The 17,939-nt window shown below is 40.7% G+C and carries 19 protein-coding genes; 14 read left to right on the plus strand and 5 right to left on the minus strand.

Features of this window, described 5'->3' with window-relative positions; genetic code table 11:
* A complete protein-coding gene (locus I6E85_RS13070; protein WP_101164094.1) occupies positions 1 to 525 on the plus strand; it encodes a CIA30 family protein in 525 nt (174 codons plus the stop codon).
* A gap of 21 nt (positions 526 to 546) precedes the next feature.
* Here I6E85_RS13070 and I6E85_RS13075 read toward each other — a convergent pair whose 3' ends face one another.
* The 5 genes from I6E85_RS13075 to I6E85_RS13095 form a co-directional block, all read right to left on the minus strand.
* The gene (locus I6E85_RS13075) at positions 547 to 1,083 is read right to left on the minus strand and encodes a hypothetical protein (RefSeq protein WP_101164093.1); all 537 of its coding nucleotides are present in this window, start codon (positions 1,081 to 1,083) and stop codon (positions 547 to 549) included.
* 146 nt (positions 1,084 to 1,229) lie between these two features.
* Positions 1,230 to 1,484 carry a hypothetical protein gene (locus I6E85_RS13080; protein WP_101164092.1) on the minus strand — a complete coding sequence of 85 codons (255 nt, stop codon included), beginning with the start codon at positions 1,482 to 1,484 and terminating at the stop codon, positions 1,230 to 1,232.
* A 25-nt stretch (positions 1,485 to 1,509) separates the two neighbouring features.
* A complete protein-coding gene (locus I6E85_RS13085; protein WP_007585579.1) occupies positions 1,510 to 1,986 on the minus strand; it encodes an FKBP-type peptidyl-prolyl cis-trans isomerase in 477 nt (158 codons plus the stop codon).
* A 2-nt stretch (positions 1,987 to 1,988) separates the two neighbouring features.
* Complete coding sequence (locus I6E85_RS13090; protein ID WP_197237000.1) at positions 1,989 to 4,424, minus strand: Lon protease family protein; 2,436 nt, start codon at positions 4,422 to 4,424, stop codon at positions 1,989 to 1,991.
* A 77-nt stretch (positions 4,425 to 4,501) separates the two neighbouring features.
* The gene (locus I6E85_RS13095) at positions 4,502 to 4,960 is read right to left on the minus strand and encodes a zinc ribbon-containing protein (RefSeq protein ID WP_007585575.1); all 459 of its coding nucleotides are present in this window, start codon (positions 4,958 to 4,960) and stop codon (positions 4,502 to 4,504) included.
* 196 nt (positions 4,961 to 5,156) lie between these two features.
* Here I6E85_RS13095 and leuS point away from each other — a divergent pair, with 196 nt between their 5' ends.
* The 13 genes from leuS (at position 5,157) to lipA (ending at position 17,864) form a co-directional block, all read left to right on the plus strand.
* Positions 5,157 to 7,745, plus strand: coding sequence for a leucine--tRNA ligase (gene leuS, locus I6E85_RS13100; RefSeq protein ID WP_101164090.1), 2,589 nt, complete (start codon positions 5,157 to 5,159; stop codon positions 7,743 to 7,745).
* Between the two features lies 1 nt (position 7,746).
* Positions 7,747 to 8,238 carry an LPS assembly lipoprotein LptE gene (gene lptE / locus I6E85_RS13105; protein ID WP_101164089.1) on the plus strand — a complete coding sequence of 164 codons (492 nt, stop codon included), beginning with the start codon at positions 7,747 to 7,749 and terminating at the stop codon, positions 8,236 to 8,238.
* A complete protein-coding gene (holA, locus tag I6E85_RS13110; RefSeq protein ID WP_010554702.1) occupies positions 8,238 to 9,275 on the plus strand; it encodes a DNA polymerase III subunit delta in 1,038 nt (345 codons plus the stop codon). Before lptE ends, holA begins: the two co-directional genes overlap by 1 nt.
* A gap of 21 nt (positions 9,276 to 9,296) precedes the next feature.
* On the plus strand, positions 9,297 to 9,932 hold the full coding sequence (nadD, locus tag I6E85_RS13115) for a nicotinate-nucleotide adenylyltransferase (RefSeq protein ID WP_101164088.1): 636 nt from the start codon (positions 9,297 to 9,299) through the stop codon (positions 9,930 to 9,932).
* 55 nt (positions 9,933 to 9,987) lie between these two features.
* Entirely contained in the window at positions 9,988 to 10,305 is a 318-nt protein-coding gene (rsfS, locus tag I6E85_RS13120) for a ribosome silencing factor (RefSeq protein ID WP_007585564.1), read from the plus strand.
* A 37-nt stretch (positions 10,306 to 10,342) separates the two neighbouring features.
* Complete coding sequence (gene rlmH, locus I6E85_RS13125) at positions 10,343 to 10,813, plus strand: 23S rRNA (pseudouridine(1915)-N(3))-methyltransferase RlmH (RefSeq protein ID WP_007585562.1); 471 nt, start codon at positions 10,343 to 10,345, stop codon at positions 10,811 to 10,813.
* Positions 10,814 to 10,822: 9 nt separating this feature from the next.
* Positions 10,823 to 12,691 carry a penicillin-binding protein 2 gene (gene mrdA, locus I6E85_RS13130; RefSeq protein WP_024591126.1) on the plus strand — a complete coding sequence of 623 codons (1,869 nt, stop codon included), beginning with the start codon at positions 10,823 to 10,825 and terminating at the stop codon, positions 12,689 to 12,691.
* Positions 12,688 to 13,794 carry a rod shape-determining protein RodA gene (gene rodA / locus I6E85_RS13135; RefSeq protein ID WP_007585558.1) on the plus strand — a complete coding sequence of 369 codons (1,107 nt, stop codon included), beginning with the start codon at positions 12,688 to 12,690 and terminating at the stop codon, positions 13,792 to 13,794. Before mrdA ends, rodA begins: the two co-directional genes overlap by 4 nt.
* A complete protein-coding gene (locus I6E85_RS13140) occupies positions 13,794 to 14,558 on the plus strand; it encodes a septal ring lytic transglycosylase RlpA family protein (protein WP_101164087.1) in 765 nt (254 codons plus the stop codon). Before rodA ends, I6E85_RS13140 begins: the two co-directional genes overlap by 1 nt.
* A 53-nt stretch (positions 14,559 to 14,611) precedes the next feature.
* Entirely contained in the window at positions 14,612 to 15,775 is a 1,164-nt protein-coding gene (locus I6E85_RS13145) for a serine hydrolase (protein WP_010554697.1), read from the plus strand.
* A gap of 175 nt (positions 15,776 to 15,950) precedes the next feature.
* Positions 15,951 to 16,229 (plus strand): DUF493 family protein YbeD, encoded by a 279-nt coding sequence (ybeD, locus tag I6E85_RS13150; RefSeq protein WP_002958517.1) that lies wholly within the window; start codon positions 15,951 to 15,953, stop codon positions 16,227 to 16,229.
* Between the two features lie 19 nt (positions 16,230 to 16,248).
* Positions 16,249 to 16,902: a lipoyl(octanoyl) transferase LipB gene (lipB, locus tag I6E85_RS13155; RefSeq protein WP_010554695.1), complete on the plus strand. Its 654-nt coding sequence runs from the start codon at positions 16,249 to 16,251 to the stop codon at positions 16,900 to 16,902.
* Complete coding sequence (lipA, locus tag I6E85_RS13160; RefSeq protein ID WP_197237001.1) at positions 16,899 to 17,864, plus strand: lipoyl synthase; 966 nt, start codon at positions 16,899 to 16,901, stop codon at positions 17,862 to 17,864. The genes lipB and lipA overlap by 4 nt, the downstream gene beginning before the upstream one ends.
* The last annotated feature ends 75 nt before the right edge of the window (positions 17,865 to 17,939 follow it).

Here is a 17,939-nt window from a genome sequence, read left to right on the forward strand (position 1 = left end):
ATGACAACAAAGCAACTATCGTCACTTTTTGTATTTAATTTATTAGTTGTAAGTACACAAGCGAATGCAAATCAGCGCTGGTACGTTGTTAATGACTCAGTAATGGGCGGTGTATCTAATAGCCAATTCACTCAAACTCAAAAAAGTTTGCTTTTTACAGGCAATGTTTCGCTTGATAATAACGGCGGTTTTGCATCAATACGTACAGAGCTAAATACACAAAGCCAAAATACTAAAGCTATAGCACTGCGCGTTAAAGGGGATGGACAAACCTATCAGCTTAGGCTCAGAACTACCAATTACCTTGATGGCGCAGCGTACACCCACTCATTTAAAACAGTAAAAAATGAATGGGTAGATATAAACTTTGCTCCGAGTGATTTTACTTTAACGTATCGCGGCCGCGTGCTTGAGCAGCAGGTTATTATTGATTTTGACGATATAAAACAGCTAGGCTTTATGATTGCAGGCAAGCAAGAAGGTAGGTTTAAACTTGAAGTGGGTAAAATTGAGCTTAAAAGCTAGCCCACCAGCATGTTGGCGGCGCTAAATAGTATAGTCGTCGCCCCGCCTCTTCATTTCACTAATAACCAGCTCAACCATTTGTTGTTTTATTGCTGCTTGCTCTGACTTTAACTCCCCTAATTGCAGCTCTAACATATCTATCTGCTCTTGTTGCTGTGTGTTTTTATATTTTTTTGCACCTAGGTGGTCAGCATCTAAAACTGAATTTGCATCACTTTTATCTAACTCACTTGCAGAAGTATTTATAGTTAAACTACGTTGTACGGGGCTTTGTTTAAGTTTATTAATTTGCTCTTGCAGCGCAATAACTCGCCCAGCGAAGTGCTTGTATACTTTTTCTAGGTTTTTATATTGATTGCCAAACGTAGCGTTATCTTCACTATATTCTTGCGCTTTGGTATCTAGAAACTTTGATAACACATATTTTGGCTCTTCCTCATTTTCTTCCTCGCTCTTTTCTTCACTCGCTTTTTCAACAGGTAGTTTATCTGATTGCGCTAAAGTTTGAGCATTTGAGCTGTGTACTTGGTATGGGATGGGAGTCAGTGAAATCTTCATTATTTTATCCCTAAAATAGCTTTGTCTCTTTTATAGGTATCGACCTCGTATTAAAATTCTTGAGTAAATTTTATTGTTAGCTAAAAGCAAAAAGCCCCACTTTATTAAAGTAGGGCTTATACCAATCTATTAAACTAACTCGTTGCTTACTTAGTGCTTTGGTTATCTTGTGAGAGCGCAATAAGTGCAAGCGCCGCATTTAGGCGAGTATTTAAATTATTATAAATAGTCATTCCAAACACACCGATAATACAAACTATTAAACCCATTTGTAGGTTAACGCTCATTTCTAGTAAAAAAACAGCTGCAACTAGTAAGCATAGCGCTAATGCATAAATAATAGATTGAAAGGTAAAGTTAATATCCCCCCTAGCTATTTTAAGTAATTCGTCTTTATTCATAATTTACTTCCTTGTTATTTGATCACTAAGACTCAATTGCCAGTAACTCTACTTCAAATATAAGTACTGAGGCAGGAGGAATACTCCCTACACGTTTTTCGCCGTACGCTAATTGGTGCGGTACATATAGCGTGTATTTATCGCCGGGGCTCATAAGTTGTAAACCCTCAGTCCAACCTTTAATAACTTGGTGTAAACCAAAGCTAATCGGTGTTTTACGCTCTACTGAACTGTCAAACACAGTGCCGTCGATTAGTGTGCCGTGGTAATGCACGTTAACCATACTTTTTGGGGTTGGTGTGTTTTCGTTTTCGCTTTTATGGATTACTTTATACTGCAAGCCAGAAGTCGTTTCTACTACGCCTTCTACCTTTGCGTTAGCGGCTAAATAGTCTGCACCTATTTGTGCATTTATGCCTGCTTGTTGTTTTGCTTTTTTACTATTTTGAAATATTAAAAAACAAAAAATGGCGATAACTACCGCCAAAATTATATTAATCATCATTAACCTTTTTCGTTGTCTAGCTTTTCATTATTTGGCTCTTCGTCTTTTTCGTCATCATCGCCGTTTACTATGTCGGCAATCTCTTTGAGGCGAGCAAGTGCAATACCGTTTACTGAGTTTTCTGGATACTGGTCATCAATAATATCGCCAGCTTCTATATCCATTAACAAGTTAAGCGCTTGGTCTACGGTTTCAACTGCGTAAATATTGAATTTACCCGCTTCAACCGCATTAAGTATTTCGTCATCAAGCACTAAGTTAACTTGGTTTGATTTAGGAATGATAACGCCTTGCGAACCTGTTAAACCACGCATTTTACACAGTTTAAAAAAGCCTTCTATTTTTTCGTTTACACCACCAATGGCTTGTACATCACCATGTTGGTTTATAGAGCCTGTAAGCGCAATTGATTGGCTAATAGGTAGGCTTGTAATAGACGAAATAAGCGCACACAGCTCTGCTAAAGATGCGCTATCGCCATCTATGTAACCATAGCTTTGCTCAATGGCAATATTAGCGCTAAGCGTTAAGCTAAAGTGCTGCGCATATTTATTACCTAAATAACCGGTAAGCAACATAACACCTTTTGAGTGAATTGCTTTACCAAGCTCAGCTTCGCGTTCAACATCTATTACGCCATCGGCGCCAGCATAAACCGTTGCCGTAATACGCGCAGGGGTACCAAATGAGGTATCGCCAATGTGTAATACGGTTAAGCCATTTACTTTACCAATGGCTTGGCCGTCGGTTGCAATAAGTGTGTGACCTTCTTTTATATCACTGAGCATATTTTCGCTAATTTGGCCGGTACGGTATTGCTTGCCTTCAATGGCTTCGTCAATATGGTGCGCGTCAATAACGGCTAATTTGTCTTGTTTTGCGTAGTAACTGGCCTCTGCAATAAGTTCAAGTACATCAGCAAAACGCGCTGATAATTTATTTTGATGCTCAGCTTGGCGGTAACTAAATTTAAGTAAACGCACCATAGCAGCCTGCGTTGCAGTGCACTTTAATGTTTGCTCGCAATACTCGGTTACTTTAGTAATAAACTGGTATTGCAATTTATCGCTACTTGGCAAGTAGTAATCAAAGTCAGCTAATACTCTAAATAGCTCTGCAAATTCTTCATCGTACTCACCTATGGTGTAGTACAACTCGCGCGAACCTAATAAAATAATTTTAACATCAAGCGGTATAAGCTGCGGGCGAAGTGTAAAGCTCGTCCCTACTGTGCTGTCTTGATACGGTAAGTCGTTTTTAATTTGATGTGTTTTTAACGCGAGTTTTAAACCATCCCACACTTGTGGGTTTGCCATGATTTTTTCAGCGTCCATAATTAAATAGCCGCCATTAGCACGATGCAATGCACCAGCCTGAATTGAGCGATAACAGGTAATTAAAGAGCCTTGCGATGTTGAGTACTCAATTTTGCCAAATATATTGCCAAACGTTGGATTAGGCTCGTACACAACCGGTGCTGCGTCGTCCTCTTTAAACTCAACTAAAATGTTAGGTGCAAAAAAGTCGGTAAGCATGCCTTTGCGATCAAAGTCTTCTTTGCTTTCTTCACTTTCATCTTCGTCATCTAGCCATTCAAGTACCGCGTCTATAATTTCAACGCGTATATCTTTTAAATAGCGCAGTACACCAATATGCGTGGCATATTTATGTTCTAAGTCTTTTAAAAGTGGTTTAGTGGCTTGCTCTGCAGTCGACTTTTTAAGATTGCGTTGTTTTTCTTTTGATTCGCGTTTCCAACGTGGCAGCTCTATTAACGCTTCTATTAATGCATCTTCTAGCTTTTCAATTTTTTCAAAAAACTCTTCACGTAACGTTTCTTCAAGTTCGCCAAATTCGCTGTCGCTCAATTGTTTACCATCTACAAGTGGTGCAAACCCTACTGAATTTTTTTCTTCAACTAATGCAACGCTTTGCTCAAACGCCGCAATTTCTACTGCGGTAATAGCACTGTCGTAGGCATCGTTAAATTCACGATCGATTGATTTTTTCTTACGCTGATACGCTGGGTTATCAAATGCCGCAGGAAAGGTGTCGAGTACTTCATCTAAAAATGAATCTATATCGTCACTAAGTTGCTTGCTTTGACCTGGTTGCATAAACAGCGCAATAGGTTCTCTGTGGTCATCGTAATTGTTTACGTATAACCATTCGTTTGGCGTTGAGCGGTCTTTTGCGTGTTGTTTAAGTTTATCTTTAACAAGCGTAAAGCGCCCGTGAGCGGCCTCGCCCATTACATAAACGTTGTAACCCGGCAGTTCCATCCCTAATGAAAAATCTAAAGCACTTTGGGCGCGTTGTTGGCCTATAAACGTAAGTTGCTCTGGGTATGGATTGTTCATACACGTGTTTACGTGATTAGTAGAAATACTCGGTGCGAGTTTTGAAACAGATAGTGGCAGCAATTTTTTCGTCATTCTAACTTCTTTTTTTACCAGCATATTCGCTGGCCTTTGGGCGTATTAAGTGGCCCGCAGCCACTTAATACTTATATTTAAGGGTGCAGTGCCTTACGACTAAAATAGATTCCATCACATTCAATACACGGTGTAATTTGTGTAGCGTGATAAACATCGTAACTATGGGTGCAATTCTTACATACTAATGTGCCCATGGCTATCCATTCGCCTGCGTGATACACACCATTGTGCTTAAAATCTTGGCTAAGAGATTGCCACTCAAGTTGAGTTTTATCTTCTATGTGCGAAAGTTCAAACCAAAGAGACTCTTTAAGCTCTTGCCATGCAAGCGAATTATAGTGTGATTCGTTCTCTACTATATGTTCAATATCATTCTTTAAATAACTTTTGTAGAGCTCATATCTTTCTTGACTTAAATCTTTAAGCGCCTGCTCAGATTCAACAAACCCAGAAACCACATCTTTTAAACCATGTTCTTTCACATCTTTTATCCAATGGGTAAAACTGCTAAGCCATGTTTTGTAATCAGTCATTTTTTACTCCTTCAAAATTGCTGTTAAATCAGTCTGTAACTTATGTCTTTAGCTAACCACACTATAAAAAGGCAGGTTAACCTGCACTGAAAGTTACAATTTAATAAAAGCATGTTTTTGACGCTGTGAATAGTGTTTTATTTGGGGTATCCTAACGGCAATTTTTTATTAGTTTGCAAGAAGTCTGGAACCATAGATGCAAGAGCAATATAACCCGCAAGATATAGAGTCAAAAGTACAAAGCTACTGGGAAGAAAACCAGGTATTTAAAGTCACTGAAGATGAGAGCAAAGAAAAGTATTACTGCCTTTCTATGTTCCCTTATCCGAGTGGTCGACTGCATATGGGTCATGTGCGTAACTACACCATTGGTGATGTTGTTTCTCGTTTCCAGCGCCTGCAAGGCAAAAACGTAATGCAACCTATGGGTTGGGATGCGTTTGGTTTACCTGCAGAAAACGCTGCTATTAAAAACAAAACAGCACCAGCTAAGTGGACATACGAAAATATTGATTACATGCGTACCCAACTTAAGCAATTAGGTTTTGGTTATGACTGGGATCGCGAAATTGCGACATGTCATCCAGAATACTACAAGTGGGAGCAGTGGTTTTTCACTAAGCTTTACGAAAAAGGCCTAGTGTATAAAAAAATGTCGACAGTTAACTGGGATCCAGTGGATCAAACTGTACTCGCTAACGAGCAAGTTATTGACGGTCGTGGTTGGCGTTCAGGCGCTGTGGTTGAGCAAAAAGAAATTCCACAGTGGTTTATTAAAATTACCGACTACGCACAAGAGCTACTTGACGATTTAGACAAGTTAGAAGATTGGCCAGAGCAAGTTAAAACAATGCAGCGCAACTGGATTGGCCGCTCTGAAGGGTGTGATATTGAATTTAAACGCACCGATAACGACGAAACATTTAGCGTATACACAACTCGTCCAGATACCTTTATGGGTGTTACGTATGTTGCTGTTGCTGGTGGTCACCATATTGCGCAAGAAGCCGCTAAAAATAGCGATGCTATTGCAATGTTTGTTGAAGAATGCAAAAACACCAAAGTTGCCGAAGCAGACATGGCAACAATGGAGAAAAAAGGCATAGCAACAGGCTTTTACGCCACTCACCCATTAACGGGCGAGCAAGTACCAATTTGGGTTGCTAACTTTGTATTAATGCATTATGGCTCAGGCGCTGTAATGGCAGTACCTGCACACGATCAACGCGACTTTGAGTTTGCAACAGCGTACGGCCTAGATATAAAACAAGTCATTGCGCCTGCTGAAGGTTCAGATCTTGAAGTAAACCTAAAAGAATCAGCATTTACCGATAAAGGCGTACTTGTAAATTCGGGTGAATTTAACGGCCTTGATTTTGAAGCTGGTTTTAAAGCGATTGCCGATAAATTAGAAGCACTCGGTGTTGGTGAGCGTAAAGTAAACTTCCGCCTGCGTGACTGGGGTGTGAGCCGTCAGCGCTATTGGGGTTCTCCAATTCCAATGCTTAGCGATGAAGATGGTAAAGAACTTGCTGCAACAGAAGATATGCTACCAGTTCGCTTACCAGAAGATGTGGTAATGAACGGTGTAACTTCACCACTTAAAGCAGACCCAGAGTGGGCTAAAACAACAGTAAATGGCGCACCTGCGTTTCACGAAACTGATACGTTTGACACCTTTATGGAATCGTCTTGGTATTACGCACGCTACTGTAGCCCACGCTACGACGAAGGCATGCTAGATCCAGCGGCTGCTAACTACTGGTTACCAGTAAACCAATACATTGGTGGTATTGAGCATGCAATTTTACATTTATTGTACTCACGCTTTTTCCATAAATTATTACGTGACTTTGGTTTAGTTAATTCAGACGAGCCGTTTGACCGCTTACTTTGTCAAGGTATGGTACTTGCTGAAACATTTTATCGTAAAGATGAAAAAGGCGGCGACATTTGGATTTCGCCAACTGATGTTAATACCGAAACCGACGAAAAAGGCCGCGTTACTAAAGCATGGCACAAGGAAGACGGCGAGCCGGTATTCTCATCAGGCATGAGCAAAATGTCTAAGTCTAAAAACAATGGTATAGACCCACAACATGTAATTGCCCAGTATGGTGCAGATACAGTGCGTTTATTCATGATGTTTACAGCACCACCAGAGCAAACGCTTGAATGGTCAGACTCAGGCGTTGAAGGCGCGCATCGTTTCTTAAAACGTGTATGGAAGTACGCGGTAGACGTTAAAACAGTAGGTTACCAAGCACTTGATAAATCAGCGCTAACTAATCCGCAAAAAGTACTACGTCGAGACTTACACAAAGCAATTGCTAAAGTGACTGATGATGTTGAACGTCGTCAAACCTTTAACACCGCTATTGCAGCTATTATGGAGCTTTCTAATAAGTTATTAAAAGCACCACTGAGCGACAAACAAGATGTAGCGATTGCTAACGAAGCACTTGAAGCATTAGTTATTATGCTTGCACCTATTACTCCGCATTTATCGCATGAGCTTTGGAAAGAGCTTGGTAAAAAAGGCGAAATTTTAGATGCTGCATGGCCAAAAGTTGACGAGTCTGCACTTGTTGAAGATGAAAAACTAATCATCGTACAAGTAAACGGCAAGCTTCGCGCTAAGTTAACAGTGGCAGCTGGTGCAACTCAAGAGCAAGTAGAAGCCCTTGCGTTTGCAGAATCTAACGTAACTAAATTTACTGATGGCTCAACCATTCGTAAAATCATTTACGTACCAGGCAAACTACTTAACGTGGTAGCTAACTAATATGGCTGCATTTAACGCCATTAAAAATGGACTAGCCTTAGTGCTAGTCTGTTTTTTGTTATCAAGCTGTGGCTTTCATTTAAAAAAAGCCTCTAGCCTGCCTGATAGCTTAAAACAGCTAACACTTGTAGGCGATGACGAAAAGTCGACTTTATTCACTGAGCTTAAAAAAGAACTTAAAGCGAGTAACGTAGAGTTAGTATCGTCAGCTAAAGATAAAGCCCAATTGTATTTACGCAAAGAAAGCATTGAACGCCAAACACTTTCGCTGTTTCAAAACGGCCAAGTTGCTGAATATGAGCTCGCTTATGGCGTATCGTATGTGGTTAAACGCCCAGGTGAAAAAGCGATAGAAAAACGTTTTGAGCTTTACCGTAATTACCAAGACGATCCGGATCATGCATTAGCAAAAGCAAAAGAGCTTGAGCTACTTATTAGCGAAATTCGTGAGCAAGCCAGTCGTCGTATTGTTAGAGAGCTGTCGCAACTATAATGCGCTGCTACGCTAATCAACTACCGAGTGAATTAAATAAAGGGCTAAAGCCCTTTTATTTAGTATTTGGAGAAGAGCCTTTTCAAGAAGCGCAGTGCGTACAACAAATTCGCGACAGTGCTAAGCAACAAGGTTTTGATGAAGTAATTAAGTTTACTTTAATGCAAGGATTCGATTGGCAAGAAATTATAGCCCAGTACCAAAGTATGTCGCTGTTTAGCGCCCGCACTATTATTGAGCTTGATTTAAACCAACAAAAGCCAGGCGTTATTGGCAGCAACACCTTTAAAAAAGTAGTTGAGCTGGTTAATCCCGATACTATTTTAATTGTTAAAGGCGCTAAAGCCAGCCAAGAAGTACAACGTGGAGCATGGTTTAAAGCTCTTGATAAGCAAGGTGTATTTGTACCTTGCTACCCGCTTACGGGCTCTCATGTAAAACGATGGCTTGATGAGCAATGCCAACGTTTATCACTTAATATGCAAAGCGACGCCAAAGTAAGCTTAATAAATGCCACCGAAGGCAACTTGTTAGCCTGTTTTCAGGAACTTGAGAAGCTCTCGCTACTGCACGGCAATGCATTAATTACTCAGCAATTAGTAATGCAAGGTCTGTTAAACCAAGCCAAGTTTGATATTTTTGATTTAAGCGATGCGCTATTAAATGGTCACGCCAAACAAGCTATAAAAGTATTAAACAAACTTGCCAGTGATAACACCGAAGTCGTGAGCATATTGTGGGCTATAACCAAAGAGCTTAATACACTTATAAGTGTGCAACTTGGTTTATTAAATGGCGAACCTATCGCTAATTTATTTAAACAAAAAGCAATTTGGAAAAACCAACAAGGTCCAGTTCAAAATGCTATTAACCGTTTAAACATGCACACACTAGAACAAATAAACAGTGATGTTGCGTTGTTTGATGCCAGTTACAAGCAAGGTAATTTAATTGCACCTTACCAAGCGCTTGCTCATATTTGTATTAAATTTTGCCAGCCGCTCAACATTCCTATGCCGTGCCACGCGGTTAATTAATAAATAGCTAATGGGTGTTAAATGATCGCAATTTTTGGTGGCACTTTCGACCCAGTCCATTTAGGCCATCTAAATATGGCGCAGCAATGCGTAAATGCGTTTAATTTAGATACGCTTTATTTTATGCCCTGTGCATTACCTGCACATAAAGCAGCTCCGGGTATTAGTACGAAGCACCGAATTAATATGCTCAACGCAGCTATTGCTCATTATCCTCATTTTGAACTCGATTTAAGAGAACTCAATCGAACCGGTCCATCGTATTCGTTGCTGAGTTTACAAGAACTTCGTAAAGAGCACCCCACTACACCTATTTTATTTTTAATTGGTATGGACTCATTTAACAACCTAGATAAGTGGTTTGAGTGGAAGGCAATAACGCAGCTTTGCCATATTGTGGTGTACCAGCGCCCTGCTCAACATTGCACTGTAACAGGTGAGCTCAAAAGCTATATGCAACGCGCAAATGCCGGCGAAGTAGCGGCACTTAAACACTCACTTGCAGGTAAACTTTATTTTTTACCGGGCGAAATGCTCGATGCGGCCTCAAGCACCATTCGCGAACAACTGAAAAAAAGTAATAAAAAGAATGAACTATTGCCCGATGCAGTGAGTCATTACATAGAAGTGCATCAGCTCTATCAAATTGATGCTTAAAAACTCCTAGCGTGTTAAAATGCGCGCCATTAAATTTTTAAATTGAGACAAAACCTTGGATTCAAAACAACTACTCGCCTTTGCTATGGACAAAATTGACGATATGAAAGCGCGTGACATCGTTCATATTGACGTTACTGGAACATCAGATATCACAGATTACATGGTAATTTGTTCTGGTACTTCTAAACGCCACGTACAGTCAATTGCCGATCACTTAGCAAAAGAAGCGCGTCATGCAGATTCAGAGCCATTAGGTTATGAAGGTGAAGGCGACGGCGAATGGGCACTGGTTGATTTAGGTGATGTGGTTGTACACGTGATGCAAAACGAAGCACGTAGCTATTACGATCTAGAAAAACTGTGGGGCTAAACGCTCACTCATTTTAGACAATGCTTGGAAGTAATACGTGAAAATACAAATGATTGCTGTTGGTACTAAAATGCCAGCATGGGTAGAAACGGGATTTGCAGAATATCAGCGCCGCTTCCCTAAAGATATGGCCCTAGAGTTAATTGAAATTCAAGCCGGAAAACGTGGTAAAAATGCAGATATAAAACGTATTTTACACATTGAAGGTGAAAAAACATTAGCGGCTATTCCAAAAGGCAATCGTATTGTAACGTTAGAGGTAACAGGGAAAGCGCTGGATACTCACCAACTTGCTAAAAATATGGAAAAATGGCAACTCGATGGCCGCGATGTAAGTTTACTTATTGGCGGACCTGAAGGACTTGCTCCAGAGTGCATTGCAGCTTCTGAGCAAAAATGGTCGTTATCTAATTTAACATTGCCGCACCCTTTGGTGCGTATAATTGTTGCAGAGAGCCTTTATCGAGGCTGGAGCTTAAATAACAACCATCCTTATCATCGCGAGTAACCCCTTGCCATGCTAAAACATAGACCCACTATTCGTGACCACTCCGCAGAAGCAAACTTATTTGCTAGGCGAGCATTCGTGGGTTTTGTTTTTGTATTAGGATTAGTCGCTGTACTACTTTCTAATCTTTATACTATTCAGGTAGAAGATCACCAAGACTACCAAACCCGCTCCAACGATAACCGCATTAAAGTTATTCCTATTGCACCCAACCGTGGTTTAATTTACGACCGTAACGGTGTGCTACTTGCTGAAAACAAACCTGTTTACAACCTTGAAGTCATCCCCGAAGAAGTAGACGACCTTGACGAATCGCTTGATAAAATAAGTAAAATAATTGCGATTACAGAGCAAGACAAACAAGACTTTTTAAAAGATATAAAACACACCCGTCGTTTTAAATCGCAAGTACTAAAAGCCCGCTTAGACGAAACAGAAGTGGCGAAATTTTCGGTTAATCAGCATAAATTTCCTGGTTTTAGTATTGAGGCACGTCTGGCTCGCTACTACCCATTTGGCGACACGCTAACGCATGCGCTTGGATATGTTGCCAAGCTTAATAGAAAAGAGCTAAACCAATTAGAACAAGAAGATCGTGCAACCAATTACCGTGCTACATATGATATTGGCAAGCTCGGATTAGAAAAATACTATGAAGAGACATTGCACGGTAAAGTGGGCTCACAACGGGTAGAAGTTAATAACCGTGGCCGTGTAATTCGCACTCTAAGCATGACCCAGCCACAACCTGGTAGCGATTTAGTACTTACCTTAGACATTGGCTTGCAACAAATTGCACAGCATGGGCTTAAAGATATGCGTGGCGCTGTTGTAGTTATGGATGCAAAAGATGGTGGCGTGCTGGCACTTTATTCAAACCCAAGTTATGACCCAAATTTATTTGTACACGGCATTAGCAGCAAAAATTATAAAGCGTTACTTAACCAAGACCGTCCGCTAATAAACCGCACTACGCAAGGTCGTTATGCGCCTGCCTCTACGGTAAAGCCCTTAATGGCTGTATTAGCGCTTGAAGAAAATATAGTAAATGAATCAACATCAATGTGGGATCCTGGTTTTTTTCAAATTCCAAATGTTGAACACAAATGGCGAGATTGGAAACGTTGGGGCCATGGTCATGTGGATGTATACAAGGCGATTGAAGAGTCGTGCGATACCTATTTTTACGATGCGGCTTATCGATTAGGCATTACTAAAATCAGTGATTTTATGGCCCGTTTTGGCTACGGCGATTTGTCAGGTATTGATATTCATGAAGAAACTACTGCTATTCTACCTTCAAAAGAATGGAAAGAAGGACGCTTTAAAGAGTCTTGGTGGCGTGGTGATACTATTTCGGTAGGTATTGGTCAAGGTTACTGGACTGCTACACCAATTCAAATTGCAAATGCGACTAACATATTAGTTAATCGTGGTATTAATCATCCACCTCATTTGGTGCAAGTAATAAAAAAAGATAGCGACATAACGCAAATTAACAACGAAGAAAAACCCCCTGTTATTTTAAAAGATCCACGCCATTGGCAAGTATCGTTAGATGCAATGCATAATACAGTTCAAAAAATATCAGGCACAGCGCACAAAGCATTTAAAGGCACTAACTACGACTCGGCTGGTAAAACGGGTACTGCACAGGTAGTTAGTATTGCCCAAGGTGAACGCTACGATGCAGAATCGCTTAAAGAGCGCCAGCGTGACAACACAATTTACGTAGGGTTTGCACCTTACAACGATCCTAAAATTGTGGTTTCTGTTGTATTAGAAAACAACCACGGTGGTATTCAAATTGCTCGCCAACTTATGGATTACTACTTTGCAGCCAATCCAGTTAATCTTGCAAGGAACGATACACCATGACCGCTTTGCACGATAAACGCTCTATTTGGATGCGTATGCATCTAGACCTACCACTGCTTATTGCATTACTCATAATGATGGCTGGTAGCATAATGGTTGTTTACAGCGCAAGCGGCCAAGACTCTTCAATGATGATTAGGCACATGACTCGTATGGGCGGTGCGGTTGTTGCTATGGTTGTTTTGGCCCAGTTTTCGCCTGCCACATTAAAGCGTTTAGTGATCCCACTTTATTGCGTTGGTTTATTAATGCTAGTGGGTGTACTTTTATTTGGCGTAAGCTCAAAAGGCGCACAGCGATGGCTCGATTTAGGGGTGACACGGTTTCAACCTGCAGAATTAATGAAGCTGGCAGTCCCCATGATGGTAGCTTGGTATATAGGGCGAAATCACTTACCTCCTCGGCCAATGCACTTAATTATTGGCTTTATGATTGTAATGCTCCCTACATTATTAATTAAAGAACAACCCGATTTAGGTACCGCTATACTTATTGCAAGTTCAGGTATATTTGTTTTGTTTTTGTCTGGATTAAGTTGGCGTTTAATCGGCTTTTTAAGCTCTATTGTAGCGCTTGCCGCATGGCCATTTTGGCACTACGGTATGCACGATTATCAAAAGCAGCGTGTACTCACCTTTTTAGACCCTGAGAGCGATCCGCTCGGTTCGGGTTATCATATTATTCAATCTAAAATTGCTATTGGCTCAGGCGGTATAGAAGGTAAAGGCTGGCTGCTTGGTACGCAATCGCAATTAGAATTTTTGCCAGAGCGCCACACCGACTTTATATTTTCGGTTTTAAGCGAAGAATTTGGTTTATTTGGCGTATGTGTTTTACTTAGTCTCTATTTATTTATTATTGGCCGTGGTTTATACATTGCTGTTAATGCACAAGATGCATTTGGTAAATTGCTCGCAGGCGCACTCACCCTCACCTTTTTTGTGTACGTATTTGTAAACATAGGCATGGTATCGGGTTTATTACCTGTTGTAGGCGTACCTTTACCACTGATTAGTTATGGTGGCACATCGATGGTAACGTTAATGGCAGGATTTGGCATTATTATGTCAATCGCGACAGATAAAAGGATGCTTTTAAAATAATGCGACACACTAATCAGCTTATATTTACTACATTATTAATTTTACTTTTAAGTGCTTGTAGCAGTGGCTCTGGTAGTCGCTATAGCATGCGCCACGATGCAGCACCACTTAGAGCCCCGACTACACTTGAGATGCAAGACGCTATAGTTACCGAAGTAACTAAAAGTGCCAGCGCTAGTCGCCCATATACAGTGCTTGGTAAAAGTTATTCGCCCATGCTTGATGAGACAGGCTTTAGTGATGAAGGCATTGCCTCTTGGTATGGTCGTAAATTTCATGGTTATCACACCTCAAATGGTGAAACGTACGATATGTTTGCCATGACCGCAGCGCATAAAACGCTGCCGCTACCTAGCTTTGTTAAAGTAACCAATACAGCAAATGGTAAATCGGTAATCGTTCGCGTGAACGACCGGGGCCCGTTTCATGACGATAGAGTGATTGACCTTTCGTACGCAGCCGCTTATAAGCTTGGCTACTACACTCATGGTACAGCAAAGGTTAAGCTAGAGGCCGTTACTCTTGCCGGCGCAACTGCGCGTCAAACCTATATTCAAGTAGCTGCAGGTAGTACACTTGCCAATATTGAAGCACTTGCCAGTACATTGCGAGATCAATACAAATTACCAACAAATATCGTTCAAAAAGACGACATTTACAGACTGCATTTAGGGCCAATAAAAGACACCCCTCATGCAGACGAAGTATTAAAAAAATTAAAACAAAATCAATTTCAAAACGCGTTCTTGCTTTACACTCAGTAAGACCTTTAGAATGGCGTAACGCGAATCTTTAACTTTAACCATTAATGAGTATGATGAAATCTATTAAACATAAAATCCTCAAAGGTGTATGCGGCCTAGTTTGTACAGCCGCCGTATTTTCAGCCAGCGCCCAAATTATTCCGGCACCACCTCAAGTTAATGCAAAAGGTTATTTTTTAGTCGACTTTACAACAGGTAAAGTTATTGCTGAAGGTGAAGCCGATACACAGCTAGCACCTGCAAGTTTAACTAAAATGATGACCAGTTATGTAATTGGTACTGAAATTAAAGCAGGTAATATTGCCACTACCGATATGGTAACGGTAAGCGAAAAAGCATGGGCTAAAAACTTTCCAGAATCTTCAAAGATGTTTATTGAAGTAGGTAAACAAATTAGCGTTGATCAGCTTAACCACGGTATTATTATCCAATCAGGCAATGATGCATGTGTTGCAATGGCTGAGCATATTGCTGGAAGCGAAAGCGCATTTGCTGATTTAATGAATGCCCATGCTGCTAAATTAGGTATGAGCAACAGCCACTTTATCAACAGCCACGGCCTTGATACTGACGAGCACTTCACAACGCCTCGCGATATGGCGACACTTGGTGCTGCACTTATTCGTGATGTGCCAGATGAATATGCACTTTATAAGCAAAAATCGTTTACTTATAACGGCATTAAGCAATATAACCGTAACTCATTATTGTGGGACGAAAGCTTAGATGTTGACGGTATTAAAACTGGTCATACATCAGAAGCTGGCTACAGCCTAGTTACCTCAGCAACTAAAAACGATATGCGTTTAATTGCTGTTGTTATGGGTACTACCAGCGAACGAGCTCGTAAAGTAGAAAGTAAAAAACTACTTAACTATGGTTTTCGTTTTTATGAAACAATTACTCCGTACAAAGCAGGCGATAGCTTTGCAGAACAACGTATTTGGATGGGTAACAAAGAAAATGTATCTTTAGGTATTTTAGAAGATACACCGATTACTATCCCACGTGGTCAGCATAAAAACCTTAAAGCTAACTTTGAGCTAGATAACACACTTGAAGCACCACTTGCTAAAGGTACTAAAGTCGGTACGTTATTCTTACAACTAGAGGGCGAAGATATTGCTCAATACCCACTAGTAACACTTGAAGAAGTGGAAGAAGGCAGCTTCTTTAGCAAAATTTATGATTACTTACGTTTACAGATCATGCAGTAATTTATAGCTCCCCTATTAACTAGGGTAACTAATTTAAACGTCTCCACTGTGAGGCGTTTTTTTTTGCTTGAAAAATGTTAGAATGTGCCCCATATAAGCAAGACTGCTAATTGCCTATCTGTATTAAGCTTCGAGCTTGCATAGAGTCCACACTTTTGTATGAGGAGTCACCGTCGTGGTTCAACCTGTTAAAGATACTAAATTTGATGAGTACCTAGAGTACCCTTGCCCATTTACATTCAGAATAATGGGTTTAGCTAATGTAAACTTAACTGATCAAATTTTAGCTAAGTTACAACCAATAGCACCTGGCGATTACGCCCCTAAAGTAAAACCAAGCAGCAAAGGTAATTACGAGTCAGTAAGCCTTGTAGCAACGGTTACTAGTGGCAAACACATTGAAGAAATTTACAACGTGATCAGCAATATTGATGACGTACGCCACATGCTTTAAGCCATAGTTGAGATTTGTTGTGAACGAAAACACTTTGATCGTACGCCAACTGGGTCGTCAGCGTTATATGCCAATTTGGCAAAAAATGCAGGACTTTACCGACACCCGTGATGAAAATACGCCAGATGAAATTTGGCTTGTAGAGCACGAGAGTGTATTCACCCAAGGTCAGGCTGGTAAGGACGAACACTTACTAGCTCCTGGCGACATTGAGGTGATTAAAGTTGACCGTGGCGGACAAGTAACTTATCACGGCCCTGGCCAGCAAATGATGTATGTATTATTTAATCTACGTCGTTTAAAGATTGGTGTACGTGAACTGGTTACATGGCTTGAAGAGTGCATTATTGAATCACTCGCCGAGTATGGTATTGAAGCTTATGCTAAAGCTGATGCACCCGGTGTTTACGTTAACGACAGCAAAATTGCATCCCTTGGGTTAAGGGTTCGTCGTGGTTGCTCGTTTCATGGCTTAGCATTAAATGTTAACATGGACCTAAGTCCATTTTTACGCATTAACCCATGTGGTTATGCGGGCATGAATATGGTGCAAACTAAAGAATTAGATGGTCCTCAAAACCTAGAAAGTGCAGGTGAAGGATTGGTGAAACACATGATCAAGAAGCTTAATGCAACACAGGTTAAGCATACTGAAGGGTTTGAAAACGAATGAATAAACCAGTCAAAATGGAACCAGGTGTAAAACTACGCGACGCAGAAAAAATGGCGTTGATCCCAGTAAAAGTTTTACCTACAGAAAAAACTGAAATGTTGCGTAAGCCAGAATGGTTAAAAATTCGCTTACCTAAATCAACCGTTCGCATTGACGGCATTAAAAAAGCGCTACGTAAGCATGGCTTACACTCGGTATGTGAAGAGGCTTCGTGCCCTAACCTGTCTGAATGTTTTAACCACGGTACAGCTACCTTTATGATTTTAGGTGCTATTTGTACTCGTCGTTGCCCATTTTGTGATGTTGCTCATGGTCGCCCATTAAAACCTGATGCCACTGAACCTGAAAAGCTAGCACTTACTATTAAAGATATGAAGCTAAGCTACGTTGTAATCACTTCAGTTGACCGTGATGATTTACGTGATGGTGGTGCACAGCATTTTGCCGATTGTATTCGCGAGATTCGTAAACATAATCCAACTATCACTATCGAAATTTTAGTACCTGATTTTCGTGGTCGTATGGACCGCGCACTAGAGATATTAATCGAGACGCCACCAGATGTGTTTAACCACAATCTTGAAACTGCGCCACGTTTATACAAACTAGCTCGTCCAGGTGCTGACTACAAATGGTCATTAGAATTACTACGTCGCTTTAAAGAAGCTCACCCAGAAGTAAAAACTAAATCAGGCCTAATGGTTGGTTTAGGTGAAGAAATTAGCGAAATTGAAGAAGTACTTCGCGATTTACGTGCACACAACGTTGACATGCTAACTGTAGGCCAATATCTACAACCTTCTAAGCATCACTTACCGGTTAAACGCTACGTGCCACCAGTAGAGTTTGACGGCTTAAAAGCGTATGCAGACGAAATTGGCTTTACTCACGCGGCTTCTGGCCCGTTCGTGCGTTCAAGCTACCATGCTGATCAACAAGCAGCGGGCAAAGAAGTAAAATAACCACTTTTATCAAAGAATAAAAAAAGCCGTTAATAATGCATAATTATTAACGGCTTTTTCATGCTAATTGATAAA

Source organism: Pseudoalteromonas sp. NZS71, assembly GCF_015864715.1.
Taxonomy (GTDB): domain Bacteria; phylum Pseudomonadota; class Gammaproteobacteria; order Enterobacterales; family Alteromonadaceae; genus Pseudoalteromonas; species Pseudoalteromonas arctica.

Excerpts from the sequence above, each read along its gene's own strand:
- I6E85_RS13080 (WP_101164092.1), bottom strand. The coding sequence starts at position 1,484 with ATGAATAAAGACGAATTACTTAAAATAGCTAGGGGGGATATTAACTTT.
- leuS (WP_101164090.1), top strand. The coding sequence starts at position 5,157 with ATGCAAGAGCAATATAACCCGCAAGATATAGAGTCAAAAGTACAAAGC.
- lipA (WP_197237001.1), top strand. The coding sequence starts at position 16,899 with ATGAATAAACCAGTCAAAATGGAACCAGGTGTAAAACTACGCGACGCA.
- I6E85_RS13090 (WP_197237000.1), bottom strand. The coding sequence starts at position 4,424 with ATGACGAAAAAATTGCTGCCACTATCTGTTTCAAAACTCGCACCGAGT.
- I6E85_RS13140 (WP_101164087.1), top strand. The coding sequence starts at position 13,794 with ATGCGACACACTAATCAGCTTATATTTACTACATTATTAATTTTACTT.
- lptE (WP_101164089.1), top strand. The coding sequence starts at position 7,747 with ATGGCTGCATTTAACGCCATTAAAAATGGACTAGCCTTAGTGCTAGTC.
- I6E85_RS13085 (WP_007585579.1), bottom strand. The coding sequence starts at position 1,986 with ATGATTAATATAATTTTGGCGGTAGTTATCGCCATTTTTTGTTTTTTA.
- I6E85_RS13095 (WP_007585575.1), bottom strand. The coding sequence starts at position 4,960 with ATGACTGATTACAAAACATGGCTTAGCAGTTTTACCCATTGGATAAAA.
- nadD (WP_101164088.1), top strand. The coding sequence starts at position 9,297 with ATGATCGCAATTTTTGGTGGCACTTTCGACCCAGTCCATTTAGGCCAT.
- rodA (WP_007585558.1), top strand. The coding sequence starts at position 12,688 with ATGACCGCTTTGCACGATAAACGCTCTATTTGGATGCGTATGCATCTA.
- I6E85_RS13075 (WP_101164093.1), bottom strand. The coding sequence starts at position 1,083 with ATGAAGATTTCACTGACTCCCATCCCATACCAAGTACACAGCTCAAAT.
- holA (WP_010554702.1), top strand. The coding sequence starts at position 8,238 with ATGCGCTGCTACGCTAATCAACTACCGAGTGAATTAAATAAAGGGCTA.
- I6E85_RS13145 (WP_010554697.1), top strand. The coding sequence starts at position 14,612 with ATGAAATCTATTAAACATAAAATCCTCAAAGGTGTATGCGGCCTAGTT.
- mrdA (WP_024591126.1), top strand. The coding sequence starts at position 10,823 with ATGCTAAAACATAGACCCACTATTCGTGACCACTCCGCAGAAGCAAAC.
- I6E85_RS13070 (WP_101164094.1), top strand. The coding sequence starts at position 1 with ATGACAACAAAGCAACTATCGTCACTTTTTGTATTTAATTTATTAGTT.